Source organism: Pseudomonas sp. NLJ1 (genome assembly GCF_049486705.1).
In the GTDB taxonomy this organism is placed as follows: Bacteria; Pseudomonadota; Gammaproteobacteria; order Pseudomonadales; family Pseudomonadaceae; genus Aquipseudomonas; species Aquipseudomonas inefficax.
Genome location: NZ_CP137735.1, coordinates 1,941,417 through 1,959,629, shown reverse-complemented (window position 1 = coordinate 1,959,629; position 18,213 = coordinate 1,941,417). Strand labels below are relative to the sequence as shown.

The following is an 18,213-nucleotide window of genomic DNA, read 5'->3' as shown; positions in this document are numbered from 1 at the left end:
CATGCCTACAGTGATGCGGCCATGTGCTATCGTTGCGCCGATATCGGAAAGGGCCTCAAGAGATTCCCCACATGAACGTGGCCGCAAGGCGAGTGACGAGCTGTGCGCTTTCGCTATTGCTGGCCGCCCTGTTCCTTTGCGCAGGCCCGGCCCAGGCAGACCCCGCCATGACTGCCGCCCAGGTGCAGCAACGTGCCAAGGCCGTCACCCAGGTGGTGCTGGGCATCTTCAGCTACGCCCGCTGGCCCGTCGAAATCTCACCGTTGCGCCTGTGCCTGGTCGGCCCGACCGAATACGCCGATGACCTGATCAAAGGCCATGTGCAGGAGTCCGGCCGGCCGCTGCAGGTGCGGCGGCTGCTGGCAGACGATAGCCAGGTCGCCCAGGCCTGCGACGCCATCTACATCGGCAAGCTCGACCAGGGCCAGCGCGACCGGTTGTTCGAGCGCGTCAGCGGCCACCCGGTGCTGAGCATCAGCGAGGCAGACGACCCGTGCACGGTCGGCAGCCTGTTCTGCTTGCGGGTCAGCGACCAGCAGGTCGCCTTTGAAGTCAACCTCGACTCGGTGGCACGCTCCGGCGTACGCATTCACCCCAGCGTGCTGCAGTTGTCGCGGCGGCGGGCGGTGCAACCATGAAACCAAACCGCAAACGGGGCGTGCGACCGACCCTGCGCTCGGTGCTGGGCCGTGGCCACCTCAGCGTCGCTTTGCTCGCTGTGGGCCTGGCCGGCATATCCCTGACCCTGCTGGGCGTGCTCGCCCTGCGCGTCTACGCCAATGACAACCTGCAACTGATCGCCCGCTCGATCAGCTACACCGTGGAAGCGGCGGTGGTGTTTGACGACAGCGCTGCGGCCAATGAATCGCTGGCGCTGATCGCCAGTACCGAGGAAGTCGCCGAGGCCAAGGTCTTCAACAACGAAGGCGAGCAACTGGCGCATTGGCAGCGCAGCGATACCGGCGTGCTCGCGCGGCTGGAAGCCCAGGTCGCCACCGCCTTGCTGGATGAGCCAATCAACCTGCCGATCACGCACCAGCAACAGCAGGTCGGGCGCATCGAACTGGTCGGCCAGGGCCGTAGCCTGTTGCTGTTCCTGCTCAGCGGGCTGGCTGGCATCCTGTTCTGCACGGTGCTCAGCGCTCTGGCTGCCCAATATCTTTCGCGACGTCTGCTCAGCGATATCGTCCGCCCGCTTCGCGGCCTGGCCAGTGTCGCCCACGCCGCCCGCCGCGAGCGCAGTTTCGACCGGCGCGTGCCGGAAGCGCCGATTGCCGAGCTCAACGAGCTGGGCAATGACTTCAACGCCCTGCTGGACGAACTGGAGGTGTGGCAAAGCCACCTGCAGAGCGAAAACCAGACCCTGGCGCACCAGGCCAGCCACGACAGCCTGACCGGCCTGCCCAACCGCGCCTTCTTCGAGGGGCGCCTGAGCCGCAGTGTGCGCAATGCAGAACGGCAGCAAGATCACCTGGCGCTGCTGTTCCTCGACAGCGACCACTTCAAGCAGATCAACGACACCCTCGGCCATGCGGTGGGCGACGAAGTGCTGATCAGCGTGGCCGACCGCGTGCGTGCCCAACTGCGCGAGCACGATCTGGTGGCGCGCCTGGGTGGCGACGAGTTCGCAGTGCTGCTGACGCCGTTGCATTCGCGTCAGGACGCCGAGCACGTTGCCGAGAAGATCGTTGCCAGCATGAAGCTGCCGGTGCAGCTCGACAGTGGCCGCAGTATCGCCACCTCGTTGAGTGTCGGCATTGCCTATTACCCTGATGACGGCGCCGACCCCGCCAGCCTTCTGAATGCCGCCGATGCGGCGATGTACCAGGCCAAGCGCAAGCGCCGTGGCCATTGGCAAGTGGCGCAGACGGAGCGGTCCGCCAGCGAAGTCAAGAACAGGAGTTGACCCCGTGATACAGCGTTTGCGTTTCCCCCTTTGGGCCTTGTTGCTTGCCGTGCTGGCGCTGACCGGCTGCCAGAGCGCTCCGCCCAAAGGCCTGACCGCCGAACAGATTGCCGTGCTCAAGCGCGAAGGCTTTACCCCGACCGATGAAGGCTGGGCCTACGATTTGTCCGGCAAGGTGTTGTTCGGCAGCGACCTGGACAGCCTCAACAGCCAGAGCCAGGCGATTGTCGAGCGCATTGGCAAGGCGCTGCTCGGCGTTGGCATCCAGGGCGTGCGGGTGGATGGGCATGCCGACGCGTCGGGCAAGGCGGCGTATAACCAGCAGTTGTCCGAGCGCCGGGCGCAGAGCGTGGCCAAGGCGCTGGTCGAGGTGGGCATGCAGGCGCAGAACATCCAGTCCCGCGGCCTTGGCAGTAGCCAGCCGGTGGCGGACAACCGCACCAGCGCCGGGCGTACCGAGAACCGGCGTGTGTCCATCGTGGTGGCTTCCTACTGACCACCTGCTCACGGGCTATCCAAAATCTCTGTGGGAGCGGGTTCACCCGCGAACACCGGCGAAGCCGGTGCCATGCACCGAGTTGTCTACTTCGCGGGTAAACCCGCTCCCACATTATCTGTGTTACCCCCGGTGCTTCAGCGCAGATGCACAATTGCCGGGGCTGCTCTGCAGCCCTTTCGCGACACAAGGCCGCTCCTACAGGTACAGCGCATGCCTTGAATCCAGCGCAGACCTTTGTGGGAGCTGGCTTGCCTGCGATCGAGGGCGCAGCCCTCGCCAGGGCCATCTGCCTGTAAGAAATTTCCGAACCTGAAGCCAATTGCTTCAGTTCACCTCACATGGCGAATTATCCTACACGCCAGTCAGAAGCCGCCACATAGGCGGGGAAGCCCTCCTGAGATAACGTCCTTGGGTCGCCTTTCCAGGTGACCGGGCTTGAGACCCCCGGACTACATGTGTTGGCACCGCTTCATGGCGGTCGTGCGCGGGCAGGCTTCGGCCTGGCCGGTATTCATGTGTCCCGGGTCTCAAACCGTGCACGACTGCCACCCAAATCCTTGAGACGAAGAGGGCGGCAGTTCCTGGTCTGTTCAAGGGAGCTCCATCATGAAAAAGCTCGTACCTGATCCACCCGCCTCAGCCCTTCTCCAACTCGACCCACCCAATCTCTTACTTCTAGATCCTCCGGGTATCGAAGAATGTGACCAACTGCTCCGCGCCCTGATCCTGACAGTGGATCACACCACTACCGTACTAATCGATAGCGGTCCTGGGCTTATGCAGGATGCTATGGGCATGAATATTCGCCTTCTGTGTCGAGCGATCCACGCTTTGACAGATCACACTAGCACCCGCATCAAGGAGCAATGATATGAGCGATGATCCAAGGAAATCCTCGACCGCGGGAATAGAAACTTTTGACCTGTTCCGCTTGCAGCCAAACGTTCCCTTCAATCATGCCTTCACGCAGTTATCTGTGTTGCTTGGCTGTATTCGTCACCTCACGAGTGAGGCAGAGATGGAGAATGACCGGATTGCAGGTAGTGCTGCACGAATTCTCAGTGAGATGGCAAAAGCGTTGATTGACGATATGGAGCTAGGGATGTCCAGAAGAATGAGCTGAAGGGATAGGGCCGCGACGCGGCCCTTGCTCAGTGACCGGCACCGGCTGCGCCGGTGTTCGCGGGCACGCCCGCTCCCACAGGTACTGTGCTGGCTCCGAGATTACGCTGTACCTGTGGGAGCTGGCTTGCCGGCGATGGGCTGCGGAGCAGCCCCATCATTCCTGAGCAAACCGCATCTCCCGGGTCTCACCCATCAACAACGGCGCATTCGCCTCCGTCACCCCGCGAATGTAATCCCACAACAGCGTAATCCGCTTCAATTTGCGCAAATCCTCCCGGCAATACATCCAGAACTGCCGTGTCACCTCGATCTCCTCCGGCAACACCGTCACCAGCCGCGGGTCCTGCGCTGCCAGGAAGCACGGCAAGATCGCCAGCCCACGCCCCTGTAACGCTGCCGTGTACTGCGCAATCACGCTGGTACTGCGCAAATGCGCGCTGGCGCTGGGGATCAGGTTGGCCAGGTACAGCAGCTCCGAACTGAACGCCAGGTCGTCCACGTAGCTGATGAACGGGTGCCTGGCCAGGTCCGCGATCTGGTTGATCGGTGCGTGGCTGTCCAGGTAGCCCTGGGTCGCGTACAGCCGCAAGCGGTAGTCGCACAGCTTGCAGCACACATAAGGCCCATGCTCCGGCCGCTCCAGGGCGATGACGATGTCCGCCTCGCGCTTGGACAGGCTGATGAAGTGCGGCAGCGGCAGGATATCCACCGAAATCGCCGGATAGGCATCGACGAAGTGGCTTAGCTGCGGGGTGACGAAGAAGCTGCCGAAACCTTCGGTGCAGCCCATGCGCACATGCCCCGACAACGCCACGCCCGACCCGGACACCTGCTCGCAGGCCATGTGCAGCGTGCTCTCGATCGACTCGGCATAGCCCAGCAGGCGCTGGCCCTCGGCGGTGAGGACAAAGCCGTTGGTCCGGGACTTCTCGAACAGCAAGGTGCCCAGCGCCCCCTCCAGCGAGCTGATGCGCCGCGACACGGTGGTGTAGTCCACGCTCAGGCGCTTGGCGGCGCTGCTGGCCTTGCGGGTACGGGCCACTTCGAGGAAGAACTTCAAATCGTCCCAGTTGAGCGCGCTCAGGGATGTGAGGTCTTTTTGCATGATGATCCGGTTTTTTTGTGCGTTCTTGTTGGATGTTTGCACATCTATACTCGAAACAAGCCTCAGGACGCCACCTCGCGTTTGCCCGGCAATGGCGATCTCGTCCCGACAATAATTCCAAGGAGAACGCAGATGAACGCACCGCAATCCCCTGCCCAGACCAAAATCGAACAGGTCAAACTGCTGATCGACGGCCAATGGGTCGAGTCCAGCACCACCGAATGGCGCGACATCGTCAACCCGGCCACCCAAGAGGTGCTGGCGCGCGTACCGTTCGCCACGGTAGAGGAAGTCGACGCGGCCGTGGCCGCTGCCCACCGCGCCTTCCAGACCTGGCGTAACACGCCGATCGGCGCGCGCATGCGCATCATGCTCAAGCTGCAGGCGCTGATCCGCGAAAACACCAAACGCATCGCCCAGGTCCTCAGTGCCGAACAGGGCAAGACCCTGGCCGACGCCGAAGGCGATATCTTCCGCGGCCTGGAAGTGGTCGAGCACGCTGCGTCCATCGGCACCCTGCAGATGGGCGAATTCGCCGAAAACGTCGCTGGCGGCGTCGATACCTACACCCTGCGCCAGCCTATCGGCGTGTGCGCCGGCATTACCCCGTTCAACTTCCCGGCAATGATCCCGCTGTGGATGTTCCCCATGGCCATCGTCTGCGGCAACACCTTCGTGCTCAAGCCGTCCGAGCAGGACCCACTGTCGACCATGCTGCTGGTCGAGCTGGCGCTGGAAGCCGGCGTACCGGCTGGCGTGCTCAACGTGGTGCACGGTGGCAAGCAGGTGGTGGACGCCATTTGCACCCACCAGGACATCAAGGCGATTTCCTTCGTCGGCTCCACCGAAGTGGGCACCCACGTGTACAACCTGGGCAGCCAGCACGGCAAGCGCGTGCAGTCGATGATGGGCGCCAAGAACCATGCAGTGGTGCTGCCCGATGCCAACCGCACGCAAACCGTCAACGCCCTGGTCGGTGCCGCCTTTGGCGCAGCAGGCCAGCGCTGCATGGCCACCTCGGTGGCGGTGCTGGTGGGCAAGGCCCGCGAATGGCTGCCAGACATCAAGGAAGCGGCCAGCAAGCTCAAGGTCAATGCCGGTTGCGAGCCGGGCACCGATGTTGGCCCGGTGGTTTCCAAGCGCGCCAAGGAGCGTGTGCTGGGCCTGATCGAAAGTGGCATCAAGGAAGGCGCCAAGCTGGAACTCGACGGCCGTGACGTCACGGTGCCGGGCTACGAGCAAGGCAACTTCATTGGCCCGACCCTGTTCTCGGGCGTGAAGACCGACATGCAGGTGTATACCCAGGAAATCTTCGGCCCGGTGCTGGTGACCCTGGAAGTCGATACCCTCGACGAGGCCATCGCCCTGGTCAACGCCAACCCGTTCGGCAACGGCACCGGCCTGTTCACCCAAAGCGGTGCGGCAGCACGCAAGTTCCAGAGCGAAATCGACATCGGCCAGGTCGGCATCAACATTCCGATCCCGGTCCCGGTACCGTTCTTCAGCTTCACCGGCTCGCGTGGCTCCAAGCTCGGCGATCTCGGCCCGTACGGCAAGCAGGTGGTGCAGTTCTACACTCAGACCAAGACCGTCACCGCCCGCTGGTTCGATGACGACAGCGTCAACGACGGTGTGAACACCACCATCAGCCTGCGCTAAGGAGACAGTCATGCGTATCGCATTCATCGGGCTCGGCAACATGGGCGCACCCATGGCCCGCAACCTGATCAAGGCCGGGCACCAACTGAACCTGTTCGACTTGAACAAGGCCGTGCTGGCCGAACTGGCAGAACTGGGCGGGCAGATCAGCCCTTCGCCAAAGGATGCGGCGGCCAACAGCGAACTGGTGATCACCATGCTGCCGGCTGCGGCCCATGTGCGCAGCGTGTACTTGAATGAAGATGGTGTGCTGGCGGGTATTCGCCCCGGCACGCCAACCGTGGATTGCAGCACCATCGACCCGCAGACTGCACGTGATGTGTCCAAGGCCGCAGCGGCCAAGGGCGTGGACCTGGGCGATGCGCCAGTGTCCGGTGGCACCGGCGGCGCGGCTGCAGGCACCCTGACCTTCATGGTCGGTGCCAGCACCGAGCTGTTCGCCACTCTCAAACCGGTACTGGAGCAGATGGGCCGCAACATTGTGCACTGCGGTGAAGTCGGCACGGGGCAGATCGCCAAGATCTGCAACAACCTGCTGCTGGGCATCTCGATGATCGGCGTGTCCGAGGCCATGGCCCTGGGTAATGCGCTGGGCATCGACACCAAGGTGCTGGCCGGCATCATCAACAGTTCGACCGGGCGCTGCTGGAGCTCGGACACCTACAACCCGTGGCCGGGCATCATCGAAACCGCGCCGGCATCGCGTGGCTATACCGGTGGCTTTGGCGCCGAGCTGATGCTCAAGGACCTGGGGCTGGCCACCGAGGCTGCACGCCAGGCGCATCAACCGGTGATCCTGGGGGCCGTGGCCCAGCAGCTGTATCAGGCCATGAGCCTGCGCGGCGAGGGTGGCAAGGACTTCTCGGCGATTGTCGAGAGTTACCGCAAGAAGGATTGACGAGCGAGGACTTCATCGCGGGCCAGGTGGCCTTCCCTCTGTAACTGCGCACCAGAGGGAAGGGCGCCTGATCCGCGATTTTTTTTGCCTGTCCCGGCCCTATCGCCGGCAAGCCGGGCTCCCACAGGCACTGCACCAGGCTTGAGGGCAGTGCAGTACCTGTGGGAGCCCGGCTTGCCGGCGATAGGGCCGGTAAAGTTTACGAATCAGGCGAAGACAAAGTACTTGCGCACAGTCTCGACCACTTCCCAGGTGCCTTTCATCCCCGGCTCGATCACGAACACATCACCCGCTTTCAGGTGCTTCGGCTCTTCGCCTTCCGGGGTGATGATGCAGTAGCCATCGAGGAAGTGGCAGAACTCCCACTTCTCGTAGTTGACCTCGAACTTGCCCGGGGTGCAGATCCAGGTGCCCATGATTTTGCTGCCGTCGGCCGACAGGTAGGCGTTGAGGTTGACGGTGTGCGGATCGCCGCCGATGCGCTTCCACTTGGTGGCGTCCACGACCGGCGTCGGGCAGGTTTCGCGCAGGACGGTGATGAAATCGGACATGGCACAACTCCTGGTGACTGGCTGAATGACTCGTCACCATAGGGCCATTGGCCGAGCCGCAGTTGCCTGGGCTCGACGTCCAGCTGTCTGGTCGCGCTATGCCAGGCGGTTGACCTCGACGGTGATGTGCGCCAGTTCGTCGTGCACGCCCAGGGCCTGGCGCACGCTGTCGGCGCTGAGTACGCCCTGGGTTGCCAGGCCGAGAATGCAAGCGTACTGGTCCTTGCCCACGCGCCATACGTGCAGGTCGGTGATGCTGGCCGGCACCGGCAGCTGCGCGACTACCGCGCGGATTTCCTCCACTACCGGCGCATCCATCTCCGCATCCAGCAGCACCCGGCCGGTATCGCGCAGCAGGCCGCGGGCCCACAGCGCCACCAGTAGCGCACCTACCAGGCCCATGACCGGGTCGAGCCAGCTGGCGCCCCAATACTTGCCGGCCAGCAGGGCGACGATCGCCAGCACCGAGGTCGCGGCGTCGGCCATCACATGCAGGTAGGCCGAGCGCAGGTTCAGGTCGTGATGATGGTGGCCATGGTCATGGTGGTCGTCGTGGCCATGGTGGTGATGATCATGATGGTGATGATCATCACGCAGCAGCCAGGCGCAGATCAGGTTGACGGCCAGGCCCACGGCGGCGATGAATATCGCCTCGTCATAGTGTATCGGCCCCGGTGCCAGCAGGCGCTCCACCGACTGGAATGCCATCAGCCCGGCCACGCCCAGCAACAGCAGGGCGCTGGAGTAGCCGCCGAGAATCTCGATCTTCCAGGTGCCGAAGGCAAAGCGCCGGTCGCCGGCATAACGCCGCGCGGCGGCATAGGCCAGCAGTGACAGGCCCAAGGCCAGGGCATGGGAGCTCATATGCCAGCCGTCGGCCAGCAATGCCATGGAATTGAAGAACCAGCCCCCGGTTATTTCCGCCACCATCATCACCGCGGTCAGCCACACGGCCAGGCGCGTCTTGCGCTCGGCGCCCAGGTTGCTGGTATGGAACTGGTGGCTGTGCTGCCAGCGGTCTGAGGTTTGTGTCGCCATGGTTTATCATGCTTCCGGAACGTCGAGAAATATACTATACCCCAGTATACCTAGTATGGTGTGAAACCCAATGGCACATACCCTGAAGAGCAAGAAGCAGCTGCTGACCCGGGTGCGCAAGATCAAGGGCCAGGCGGCTGCCCTGGAGACAGCGCTGGAGCAGGACAAGGACTGCCTGGCGATACTGCAGCAGATCGCCGCCGTGCGCGGTGCGGTGAACGGGCTTATGGCCGAAGTCATGGAAGGGCATATTCGCGAACACCTGGTGGCGGACGGGCTGAGTGCCGAGGAGCGGCAGGACGAGGCGGACAAGGTGGCGTCGTTGTTGCGGTCTTACCTCAAATGATTGCTCGGGAGTGACGCTATCCCAGGTAGGAGCGGCCTTGTGTCGCGATGGGGCGCGAAGCGGCCCCGGAACTCAGCCCCGCTGCACATATTGCTGGGGCTGCTGCGCAGCCCGTTCGCGACACAAGGCCGCTCCTACAAAAGCGCGTATACGCCTGGGGGGTAAGACTACGCCCACCAATACCGCACAAAATGGAAAAACACCGGCGCGGCAAAGCACACCGAATCCATGCGGTCGAGCATGCCGCCGTGGCCTTCGATCATGTGCCCCCAGTCCTTCACCCCGCGGTCGCGCTTGATCGCCGACATCACCAACCCGCCGAAGAAGCCCATGGCGTTCACCGCCAAGGCCATCAGTGCGGCCTGCCAGAAGGTGAACGGGGTGATCCAGCACAGCAGGGCCCCGATCAGGGTGGCCAGCGCCACGCCGCCGGCCAGGCCTTCAATGGTCTTGGATGGCGACAGGTTGGGTGCCACCTTGTGCTTGCCGAACAGCTTGCCGCACACGTACTGCAGCACGTCGCTGATCTGCACCACCAGGATCAGCCAGGCGATCAGCAGCAGGTTGCGGCCCTCGTAACCCGGGATGTCCAAGGTCATCAATGCCGGTACCGACGACACGCAGTACACCGCGATCATCAACCCCCACTGCACCTTCGAGGCGCGCTCGAGAAAGCGCGTGGTGTCGCCGCCGAAACTGGCCAGGATCGGCAGCAGCAGGAACAGGTACACCGGGATGAAGATGCTGAACAGCCCGTACCAGTCCATGGCGATCAGCACGTACTGCACCGGTAGTGCCACATAGAACGCCGCCACCAGCGCCGGGTAGTCGCTGCGCCGGGTCGGGGTGAGGGTCATGAACTCGCGCAGGGCATAGAACGATACGCCGTAGAACAGCACGATCACGCCGTACTTGCCGAACAGGAAGGCGATGCCGATCACCAGCACCATCACCCACCAGGCGTTGATGCGGGCGTTGAGGTTGTCGATCACCGCGTGCGGTGCCGGGCCGGCGCGCCATTTGAGCAGGCGGCCGATCACGCTGGCGAGCAGCAGCAGGGCGCCGATGCCGGCGAACAGGGAAAGGGTGTTGTCGTCCATCTCAGGCATCCTTGGGGGCCAGGTTCAGCAGGGCCTGGCTGGCCCGCTCGAGAAAGGCTTGCTTGCTTTCATCCGCCTGCAGGTGCAGTGGCTCGCCAAAGCTCAATGTGCACAACAAAGGTAACGGCAGCGCGCGACCCTTGGGCATCACTCGGTTGAGGTTGGCGATCCACACCGGCACCAGCTCGACTTCGGGGTTGGCGGCTGCCAGGTGATACAGCCCGCTCCTGAACGGCATCAGCGGCTCGTCGCCGAGGTTGCGGGTGCCCTCCGGGAAGAAGATCAGCGAGTCGCCCTGGGCCACGGCTTCGAGGATCGGCTGCAACGGGCTGCCCTGGCCGGCGCTGTGCTGCCGGTTGATCAGCACACCATTGAAGACCTTGCGGATGAGAAAATCGCGAATGCCCGGTTTGGCCCAATAGTCGGCACCGGCTACCGGACGGGTACGCTTGCGCAGCGGCTGCGGCAGCGAGGCCCATAGCAGTACGAAGTCGCCATGGCTGCTGTGGTTGGCGAAGTACAGGCGCTGCACCGGCAGCGGCGTACAGCCCAGCCACAGGGCGCGGGCGCCGGTGATCAGGCGGGCGGCGGATGTGATGAGGTAGGCGGTCAGGTTGGCGAGCATGGATCGGTAGTCATCCCTTCAAAGGCAGTGTCAGCAGGGTAGTCAGGGCCAGCGACAGCTGCAGGCCCAGGCACACTGCCTGGCGTCGCAGCAGGGCCAGCGCGGCCTGGCTGCGTGCAGGCCAGGCGCGGGAATCGGTGGCCTGCGGTTTGAGCTTCAGCTCGAACAGGGCGCGATCCAGGGCCTGGGTGTCCGCTGCCAGGTCGCGGCTGGCGGCGAGGCGGGCGAACAGTTCGGCATCCAGGGCCACGCGGATGGCCCAGTACTTGTGCAGCACGCCTAGTACCAGCAGCACAACGCATAGCAGGCTGGCCATTGGTTGCAGCTGGGCTCCCAGCAAGGGCGCCAGGCCGTAGGCCAGGGCCAGCAGGGTGAGGCTGTCCGACAGGCGTTCCAGCTGCTTGCCACGGCCCAGCAGGCTGGCCACCAAGTGCAGGGTCATGGTTGTGCCCCTGGCTGTTGCAAGGCCTGGCGGTGCGCGCTGTGCAGGACCACGCCGGGGCGGGCCTTGCGGATCAGCGCTTCGGCCTGGCGAGCATCACTGCAGCGGCCCGTGAGCACCAGCCAGGCGGCCACGGCGCTGGCGCTGCGCGAATAGCCCAGCGCGCAGCAGACCAGCACCGGGCCTTGGGAGCGCAGGCGTTCGATGGCGGCGGCGGCCTGGTGCAGCAATGGGCTTTCCGGGGCGATCAGGTCCAAGGTAGGAAAACATGCATAACCAACGGCGGACGCGACCTTTGTAGGAGCGGCCTTGTGTCGCGAAAGGGCTGCGAAGCGGCCCCAGGTTTTCAGCTTCGCAGCAGAGATTGCTGGGGCCGCTTCGCAGCCCTTTCGCGACACAAGGCCGCTCCTACAATTGTCCGCGCTGTCCTTAACATGACACGGTAGCTCCGCACACAAATCGACCACCGCAGCGAACCGCACGCCACGCCCTGGAATCCGCCCAAGGTAGACGCCATCACACACTTCATCCGCCTGGGGGTGCCGCCAGGTCCACAACCGCGAGTTGACCCACGCCCCTACCAGGTACGGCGCCAGCAGCCAGCTGGCTGCATTGGACAAGCGCCCATCGGCGCCTTTCTGAAACCCGCCTGCACCGAGCACACCATAGTTCAGCGCCACCAAAGCCAGCGACACGGCCGGCCAGGTCAACCACAGCCAGGCACCGCCCAACGCAACGGCAGGCACTGCGCACAGCAGCCCCCCCCACTGCGTAGAACGACGCCAACCGCCAACGCTTGGCATCCCGTGCAAGGCGCACCTGCTGCCAGGGCAACTGCCCACGATGTGGCCACAACCAGACGCAGACGAACCCCGCCAATGCCCCTGTCGGCACATCGATGAAATGGTGCTGCCAGGTGGTCAGCACCGACACCCCGATCAGTGCCATCCAGCCATGCATCAGCCAACGCCAGGGCTGGCGCTGCACGTGCCGGGCAAACATCGTCCAGATGATCACCAGCAGGGCAATATGCAGCGAAGGCGCCTGGTTGAACGGCTTGTCGAAGCCCATCAGCACATCGAACATCCAGCCGAACACACCGCCCAGCTCCGGCCGTTCGAAGGTGAAGCGCAGCGGCCAGAGCAGGAAGCAGCTGACGCTGATCAGCTGCGCGGTCAGCAACGCCAGCGCGTGCCGGTCCATTTCCTGGCGCGTGCGCGGCAGCAGGAAGGACAAGCCGTAGAGCAGGTCGATCGACCAGTACGGGATGATCGTCCACGGCCACAACGGCATGCGGCTTTCCCAGCCGAACACCAGGCTGCCGACATCACTGCGCCCGGCGGTGTGGTTGTTCGCCAGCCCGTAGCTGAGGAAAAACAGCGGCCCCAGCAACAGAAGCCAGAACACGCCCCGGCGGATCAGCCGGGGCTCGCGTGATGGGCTCATTCAACGCACCCGTTGTGCCAGGCTGACACTGAAAATGCCCCATTCATCGATGCGCTGGGCCAGCTTGCGAAACCCCGCCGCCTCTACCAGCTGGTCCATTTCGGCCTGGCTACGCCGACGCATCACCCAGGCTTCGCCGCCGCGGTGGCTGGTGAGGGCGCGGGCGATCATTTCCAGTTGCGGGTGCCACGGCTGGCCGGTGTAGACCAGGTAGCCGCCATCTTCCACCGCGTCGGCCAGGCCGGCCAGCGAGTTGCCCACCAGCTGGTTGCTGGCGAACAGTTCGTACAGGCCGGAGACCACAGCGAGGGTAGGCGGTTGCTCCAGCGTGGCCAGGCTCTGGCGGTCGAAAGCGTCGCCCTGGACGAAGCGGGCGATGTCAGCCAGGCCTTTTTCCGCGATCAGCGCGCTGCCTTGCTGCACGTTCAGCTCGCTGTAGTCGCGCAGCAGGATCGAGTCAGGCAGTTGCTCCAGCTCTTGCAGGGCTTCGAGGATGTAGCGGCCATGGCCGGCGGCGATATCGACGATGTGCACTGGTCGTTGCTGTTCGCGCAGGCGGGCGATGGCCAGGCGCAGCAGCTCTTCGACGTGCAGCTTGCGCTGGCGAATGCCACGCCAGCCGATGGCATCAAGATAGTTCCGGTCGACCAGGTGGCCGAGCTTGCCCTTGCCGGTCGCCTGGTTACGATATACGTAGTCGAGGGTGCTGCCGGAGTCGAAACCTGTGTCGAAACCCAGCTTGACGCCTTCGGACAGCCCCTTGCCCAGGCGCAGGCCGGCGCGGGTAGCGCGCCAGTAAAGGTCGCGGGGCGAGTTGCGCGGTAGCGGTGCGGCCAGGCTTTCGGCCTCGGCGCAGCTGGCGCCGGTCTTGTCGGCATCGAGCAGTGACGGCAGGGCTGCGGGGCTGGCGAAGCAATGCTCGACGAACCGCTCGATGCGCCGCAAGGCATGGGCCCGATCACGCTCGCCCAGGGTGTCGTGGAAGAAGCCTGGCAGGATGTGCATTTCCTTGCGCGCACTGCCCAGGCGTTCGAAGAAGCGTTCCTGCGGCTGGCGTTCGACCACGAAGTCGGCACCGGACACCAGCAACTGCGTCGGTAGCTGGATGGCCTGGGCATCCGCTACCACCCGGTCGGCGGCTTCGTACAGACCCAGCAGCATGGTCACCGAAATCGGCCGGCTGATCAGCGGGTCGGCCACGTACGACATGACCCGTTCGGGGTCGTGGGTGAGCAGGCGAGGCTTGACGTAGCTGTTGACGAAGAAGTTGCCGCGCAACGCCTTCAGCAGCCTCAGGCCAGGGCGGGCAAATGGCACGTACAGTTTGACCTTGAACGCTGGCGAGGCCAGCACCAGGCAGCGCACCTTGGGTGCGTAGTCGTGGGCCCAGGTGGCGACCAGCACGGCCCCGACGCTCTGCGCCAGCACTACCAGGTCCTGTTCGGCGATGCCATGGCAGGCCTGGATGTGCTCGATGAAGGTCTGCACATCGCGCACGCTGGTGGCGAAGCCCGGGCTGTCGCCGCGCGCGCCCGGCGACTGGCCGTGGCCGCGGGCATCCCAGGCGAAGAAATCGTAGCCTGGCATGTCCAGCTCATCGGCCAGGTGGGCCATGCGCCCGCCGTGTTCGTGGCCGCGGTGGAACATCACCACGGCCCGGCGTGGCTGGTGTTGGTTACGGGTGGCAGGCCAGTGACGGTAGTGCAGCTCGACGCCGTCATGGGTGGAGAAGTGCAGCGCTTGCGCTTGGCGCATGGTCGACATCCTTTTACGACGGCAGTGGGCTCAGCGGGTTTCGGCCAGCCCCTGGCGAACCCGGTTGTAGAGGGTATAGAGCGAGAGTGCGAGGATGACCAGCAACAAGCCGTTGATCCAGGCGCCGCTCAGCAGGCCGAAGGCAACACCGGTACCCAGCACGCCGAAAGCGAACGCCCGGTCGCTCTTGCCCATGGGGCCGTCGTAGCGCCGTGAGGCGCCGGCCAGCGGGCCCATGACACCGGCGTATTCGCTGAAGGTGGCGCTGAGCACCACGAGGACGATCAAGGTTGGCGATACACCGGCCAGCAGGGCAAAGGGCAGGTACAGCGCGGCATCGGCGATCACGTCGCACAGCTCGTTGAGGTAGGCGCCGAGGGTGGATTGCTGGCCGAACTCCCTGGCGAGCATGCCGTCGACGGCGTTCAATGCCATGCGCAGCAGCATCCAGACCGGCACCAGGATGAACAACCAGGTGAGATGCGGCAGGGCAGCCAGCAGCAGGCCCAGCAGGACTGACAGCAGGGCTGCGGCGACGGTGACCTGGTTGGCGGTGATACCGCGGTCGTGGAGGCGCTGCACAGCAGGGCGGAGCAGGGCCTGGAAGCGCGGTTTGAGCTGGTAGATCGATGCCACTGGAAGGTCCTTTTCGGTGGGTCGTTATGGCGCCATTGTGTGCGAGCCTTCTTCGCGGGTAAACCCGCTCCCACAGGCACCGCGTCTACTCGAGAGATATTACATATCCTGTGGGAGCGGGCCCGCCCGCGAACACGGGCGAAGCCCGTGCCATCCATCGCGGTGGCTGCTTCGCGGGCTTGCCCGCTCCCACAGGCACAGCGCCCATCCGAGAGATATCACATATCCTGTGGGGCGGGCTCACCCGCGAACACGGGCGAAGCCCGTGCCATCCACTCAGTCAGCGGGTGAGGGCGGTTACCAACCCTGCGGCATACCCCGGCAGTGCTGCAAAATCGCGTGCACACACCAGCAACCGGCGATTGGCCCATGGTTCCCTCAGCGCCACCCAGTGCAACGGCAACACCCCTTGCCAACGCTTCACTGCAGCCAGCGGCACAATCCCCACTCCGGCTCCGCCCGCAACCATGCGGATCACGCCATCGAACCCTTCGGCACGTACCCGAACCCGCATGCGCCGCCCCTCGCGCAGCGCCTGCTCTTCCAGGTACAACGCCAATGCACTGCCGGCTCCCAGGCCGACATAGCCATGGGCCAGGCTATCGATAAAGCTCGGCGCGACCTCACTGGCCAGCGGGTGGCGCAGCGGCGTTACCAGCACCAACGGGTCTTCGCGAAACGGCCGGGTCTGCAGGTGCGCGCTGGGTGCGGCGGTCGAAACGATGCCCAGGTCTGCCATGCCTTGGGTAATCGATTGCACGATGCGCAGGCTCGGCAACTCCTGCACATCCACGCTGACTCCAGGGTTTTCAGCCAGGTAGCCGGCCAGCAGTTCCGGCAGGTACTCCGTGAGCGCAGCCGTGTTGCACAGCAGGCGCACCTGGCCCTGCTGCCCTTGTGCGTACTGGCCCAGGTCGAACTGCAGGCGTTCGACCTGCTGCGATATCAGCCGGGCATGCTGCAGCAGTGCCTGGCCGGCCGGAGTTGCTTGCACGCCACGGCGGTTGCGTTCCAGCAAAGGGATGCCCAGCGATGCCTCCATGGCGCGGATGCGCGCACTGGCTGCTGCCAGCGACAGATGGCTGCGGCTGGCACCGGCGGTGATGTTGCCGCACTCCAGGGTGTGCTGGAACAGCCTGAGGTCGATCAGGTCGAAATGCATGTGGCTCTGTCCTGGCAAGAGTCTGGCTGAGTATATGGCAGATTTTCACCCCGGCCGGCGCACGCCATCATCGGCCCATGAACACCTTGCTCGCTTTCTACCAGAACATTGGCCCAGCGCTGTCGCTGCTGGTGGTACTGACCTTCCTGCTGGCCGGTGCGGTGAAGGGGGTGATCGGCCTCGGCCTGCCGACCATCGCCATGGGCCTGTTGGGCCTGGCTATGTCACCGGCGCAGGCTGCGGCATTGCTGATCGTGCCGTCGACCCTTACCAACCTGTGGCAGCTGGCCAGCGGTGGGCACCTGCGGGGGTTGCTGGTGCGCCTGTGGCCAATGCTGGCGATGATCTTCGTCGGTACCTTGCTGGGCAGTACCTGGCTGGGGATCAACAGCGGCCCTTGGGCCGTACATGCACTGGGCGCGGCCTTGGTGGTGTATGCGCTGTACGGGCTGGTCGGCCCGGGCTTGCGCCTGGCACCCGGGCGGGAGCGTTGGTCGGGGCCGCTTTGCGGGCTGGTTACGGGCGTGGTCACGGCGGCGACCGGGGTATTCGTGATACCGGCGGTGCCCTACCTGCAGAGCTTGGGTTTGAGCCGGGAACAGATGATCCAGGCCCTGGGCCTGTCGTTCACGGTTTCGACCCTGGCCTTGGCCGTTGGCCTGGCCGGGCAGGATGCCCTGGGTGGCCAGGCACTGGGTGCTTCGCTGCTGATGCTGGCGCCGGCCTTGCTCGGCATGCTGGCCGGCCAGTGGCTGCGTCAGCGCATCAGCGCGCTGCTCTTCAAACGCTGCTTCTTCATCGGCCTGGCCGCACTCGGCGGCCATTTGCTGATCAGCGGTTAGCGCTTGATACGCTGAGCATGTCGATCATCTGGATGTCGAAGTCGCGTTCCAGGTAGTCCATGCGTTTTTCGAAGAACGCGGTCATGTGCGGCAGGGCCGAATGCACATCCAGCGCGGCCTTGTCGGCCCAGACCTCGAAGAACACGAACAGGCTCGGGTCCTGCTTGTCGCGCAGCATGTGGTACTCGATGCAGCCCGGCTCCTGGCGGCTTGGTTCGACGTAGGCGCGGAACAGGGTTTCGAACGCTTCAGCCATTTCCGGGCGGGTCTTGGCTTTGAGGATGAAGGCGTACTGCTCACTCATGGATCGCTACTCGGTGATGGGGAGGGTGATACGATTCTAAGGCAATAATGGGTTATTTATTCGTGACTTCAGGTCAATTGTATTTTGCCCATGCATTACTGTATCCCGCGCCCGCGAGCTCCTAACCTGCTGGCCTGAATTTTCCGGAGGCCCGCATGAAGAAGATCCTTTTGCTCAACGGTGGTAAACAGTTCGCTCACTCTGATGGTCGCCTAAACGCGACCTTGCACGAAGCGGCCATCGCTCACCTGGACCGGGCGGGGTTCGATGTGCGGCAAACCTTCATCGACGGCGGCTACGACGCCAGGGAAGAGGTTGAGAAGTTCCTCTGGGCCGATGTGGTCATCTACCAGATGCCCGGCTGGTGGATGGGCGCGCCATGGACTGTGAAGAAATATATCGATGACGTATTCACCGCAGGCCACGGCAGCCTGTATGCCAACGACGGCCGTACCCGTGCGGACCATTCGCAGAAGTACGGCAGCGGTGGCCTGGTGCATGGCAAGCAGTACATGCTTTCGCTGACCTGGAATGCGCCGCAGCAGGCATTCGACGACCCGAGCGACTTCTTCGAGGGCAAGGGGGTGGACGCGGTGTACTTCCCGTTCCACAAGGCCAACCAGTTCCTTGGCATGACCGGGCTGCCGACGTTCCTGGCGGTGGATGTGATGAAGCGGCCGGATGTGCCGGCTGCTTTGGCGGCCTATGAGGCGCATCTGGACAAGGTGTTCGGCAAGGCGCAGTAAGATTTTTCCTGTGCTGGCCTCTTCGCGG

Annotated in this window: 19 protein-coding genes and 1 pseudogene; 9 read left to right on the top strand and 11 right to left on the bottom strand. The window is 64.1% G+C overall.

Annotation, left to right across the window (positions count from 1 at the left end):
• Window positions 1–71: 71 nt before the first annotated feature.
• The 4 genes from R9B85_RS08795 (at window position 72) to R9B85_RS08780 (ending at window position 3,528) form a co-directional block, all read left to right on the top strand.
• Window positions 72–638 (top strand): YfiR family protein, encoded by a 567-nt coding sequence (locus R9B85_RS08795; RefSeq protein ID WP_423770978.1) that lies wholly within the window; start codon window positions 72–74, stop codon window positions 636–638.
• The gene (locus tag R9B85_RS08790) at window positions 635–1,906 is read left to right on the top strand and encodes a diguanylate cyclase domain-containing protein (protein ID WP_423770977.1); all 1,272 of its coding nucleotides are present in this window, start codon (window positions 635–637) and stop codon (window positions 1,904–1,906) included. Before R9B85_RS08795 ends, R9B85_RS08790 begins: the two co-directional genes overlap by 4 nt.
• A 4-nt stretch (window positions 1,907–1,910) precedes the next feature.
• Window positions 1,911–2,402 (top strand): OmpA family protein, encoded by a 492-nt coding sequence (locus R9B85_RS08785; protein ID WP_112250086.1) that lies wholly within the window; start codon window positions 1,911–1,913, stop codon window positions 2,400–2,402.
• A gap of 874 nt (window positions 2,403–3,276) precedes the next feature.
• Window positions 3,277–3,528, top strand: a complete 252-nt coding sequence (locus R9B85_RS08780) for a DUF3077 domain-containing protein (RefSeq protein ID WP_112250090.1) — start codon at window positions 3,277–3,279, stop codon at window positions 3,526–3,528.
• A 156-nt stretch (window positions 3,529–3,684) separates the two neighbouring features.
• On the opposite strand, the gene R9B85_RS08775 is transcribed toward R9B85_RS08780, so the two are convergent.
• The gene (locus R9B85_RS08775; RefSeq protein ID WP_025340665.1) at window positions 3,685–4,635 is read right to left on the bottom strand and encodes a LysR family transcriptional regulator; all 951 of its coding nucleotides are present in this window, start codon (window positions 4,633–4,635) and stop codon (window positions 3,685–3,687) included.
• A 132-nt stretch (window positions 4,636–4,767) separates the two neighbouring features.
• Here R9B85_RS08775 and R9B85_RS08770 point away from each other — a divergent pair, with 132 nt between their 5' ends.
• Together R9B85_RS08770 and mmsB are read left to right on the top strand one after the other, a co-directional pair.
• A complete protein-coding gene (locus R9B85_RS08770; protein ID WP_423770976.1) occupies window positions 4,768–6,294 on the top strand; it encodes a CoA-acylating methylmalonate-semialdehyde dehydrogenase in 1,527 nt (508 codons plus the stop codon).
• A gap of 10 nt (window positions 6,295–6,304) precedes the next feature.
• Window positions 6,305–7,192 (top strand): 3-hydroxyisobutyrate dehydrogenase, encoded by an 888-nt coding sequence (gene mmsB / locus R9B85_RS08765; protein WP_207879392.1) that lies wholly within the window; start codon window positions 6,305–6,307, stop codon window positions 7,190–7,192.
• A gap of 206 nt (window positions 7,193–7,398) precedes the next feature.
• Here the strand turns inward: mmsB and R9B85_RS08760 are convergent, their stop codons facing one another.
• Both R9B85_RS08760 and dmeF read right to left on the bottom strand, forming a co-directional pair.
• Window positions 7,399–7,743 (bottom strand): cupin domain-containing protein, encoded by a 345-nt coding sequence (locus R9B85_RS08760; RefSeq protein WP_003258412.1) that lies wholly within the window; start codon window positions 7,741–7,743, stop codon window positions 7,399–7,401.
• A gap of 96 nt (window positions 7,744–7,839) precedes the next feature.
• Complete coding sequence (gene dmeF, locus R9B85_RS08755) at window positions 7,840–8,781, bottom strand: CDF family Co(II)/Ni(II) efflux transporter DmeF (protein ID WP_215520850.1); 942 nt, start codon at window positions 8,779–8,781, stop codon at window positions 7,840–7,842.
• 70 nt (window positions 8,782–8,851) lie between these two features.
• Between dmeF and R9B85_RS08750 the strand changes: the two genes are divergently transcribed.
• Window positions 8,852–9,127, top strand: a complete 276-nt coding sequence (locus R9B85_RS08750) for a metal/formaldehyde-sensitive transcriptional repressor (RefSeq protein ID WP_112250100.1) — start codon at window positions 8,852–8,854, stop codon at window positions 9,125–9,127.
• A gap of 167 nt (window positions 9,128–9,294) precedes the next feature.
• Here the strand turns inward: R9B85_RS08750 and R9B85_RS08745 are convergent, their stop codons facing one another.
• From R9B85_RS08745 to R9B85_RS08715, 7 genes and pseudogenes are all read right to left on the bottom strand, one after another.
• Window positions 9,295–10,227 carry a phosphatidate cytidylyltransferase gene (locus R9B85_RS08745; RefSeq protein WP_112250102.1) on the bottom strand — a complete coding sequence of 311 codons (933 nt, stop codon included), beginning with the start codon at window positions 10,225–10,227 and terminating at the stop codon, window positions 9,295–9,297.
• Between the two features lies 1 nt (window position 10,228).
• A complete protein-coding gene (locus tag R9B85_RS08740; protein WP_025340660.1) occupies window positions 10,229–10,852 on the bottom strand; it encodes a lysophospholipid acyltransferase family protein in 624 nt (207 codons plus the stop codon).
• 10 nt (window positions 10,853–10,862) lie between these two features.
• The gene (locus tag R9B85_RS08735) at window positions 10,863–11,294 is read right to left on the bottom strand and encodes a hypothetical protein (RefSeq protein WP_112250104.1); all 432 of its coding nucleotides are present in this window, start codon (window positions 11,292–11,294) and stop codon (window positions 10,863–10,865) included.
• Window positions 11,291–12,740, bottom strand: a pseudogene (locus R9B85_RS08730) (phosphatase PAP2/dual specificity phosphatase family protein). The gene R9B85_RS08735 and the pseudogene R9B85_RS08730 overlap by 4 nt, the downstream one beginning before the upstream one ends.
• Entirely contained in the window at window positions 12,741–14,495 is a 1,755-nt protein-coding gene (locus R9B85_RS08725) for a bifunctional alpha/beta hydrolase/class I SAM-dependent methyltransferase (protein WP_112250108.1), read from the bottom strand.
• 30 nt (window positions 14,496–14,525) lie between these two features.
• Window positions 14,526–15,131: a CDP-alcohol phosphatidyltransferase family protein gene (locus R9B85_RS08720; RefSeq protein ID WP_313856516.1), complete on the bottom strand. Its 606-nt coding sequence runs from the start codon at window positions 15,129–15,131 to the stop codon at window positions 14,526–14,528.
• 280 nt (window positions 15,132–15,411) lie between these two features.
• The gene (locus tag R9B85_RS08715; RefSeq protein ID WP_423770975.1) at window positions 15,412–16,293 is read right to left on the bottom strand and encodes a LysR substrate-binding domain-containing protein; all 882 of its coding nucleotides are present in this window, start codon (window positions 16,291–16,293) and stop codon (window positions 15,412–15,414) included.
• Between the two features lie 77 nt (window positions 16,294–16,370).
• On the opposite strand from R9B85_RS08715, the gene R9B85_RS08710 reads away from it, so the two are divergent.
• Window positions 16,371–17,135: a sulfite exporter TauE/SafE family protein gene (locus R9B85_RS08710; protein WP_112250114.1), complete on the top strand. Its 765-nt coding sequence runs from the start codon at window positions 16,371–16,373 to the stop codon at window positions 17,133–17,135.
• Here the strand turns inward: R9B85_RS08710 and R9B85_RS08705 are convergent.
• A complete protein-coding gene (locus R9B85_RS08705; RefSeq protein ID WP_112250116.1) occupies window positions 17,125–17,439 on the bottom strand; it encodes a putative quinol monooxygenase in 315 nt (104 codons plus the stop codon). The genes R9B85_RS08710 and R9B85_RS08705 overlap by 11 nt on opposite strands.
• A 155-nt stretch (window positions 17,440–17,594) precedes the next feature.
• Between R9B85_RS08705 and R9B85_RS08700 the strand changes: the two genes are divergently transcribed.
• Window positions 17,595–18,185 (top strand): NAD(P)H-dependent oxidoreductase, encoded by a 591-nt coding sequence (locus R9B85_RS08700; protein ID WP_112250118.1) that lies wholly within the window; start codon window positions 17,595–17,597, stop codon window positions 18,183–18,185.
• Window positions 18,186–18,213: the final 28 nt, after the last annotated feature.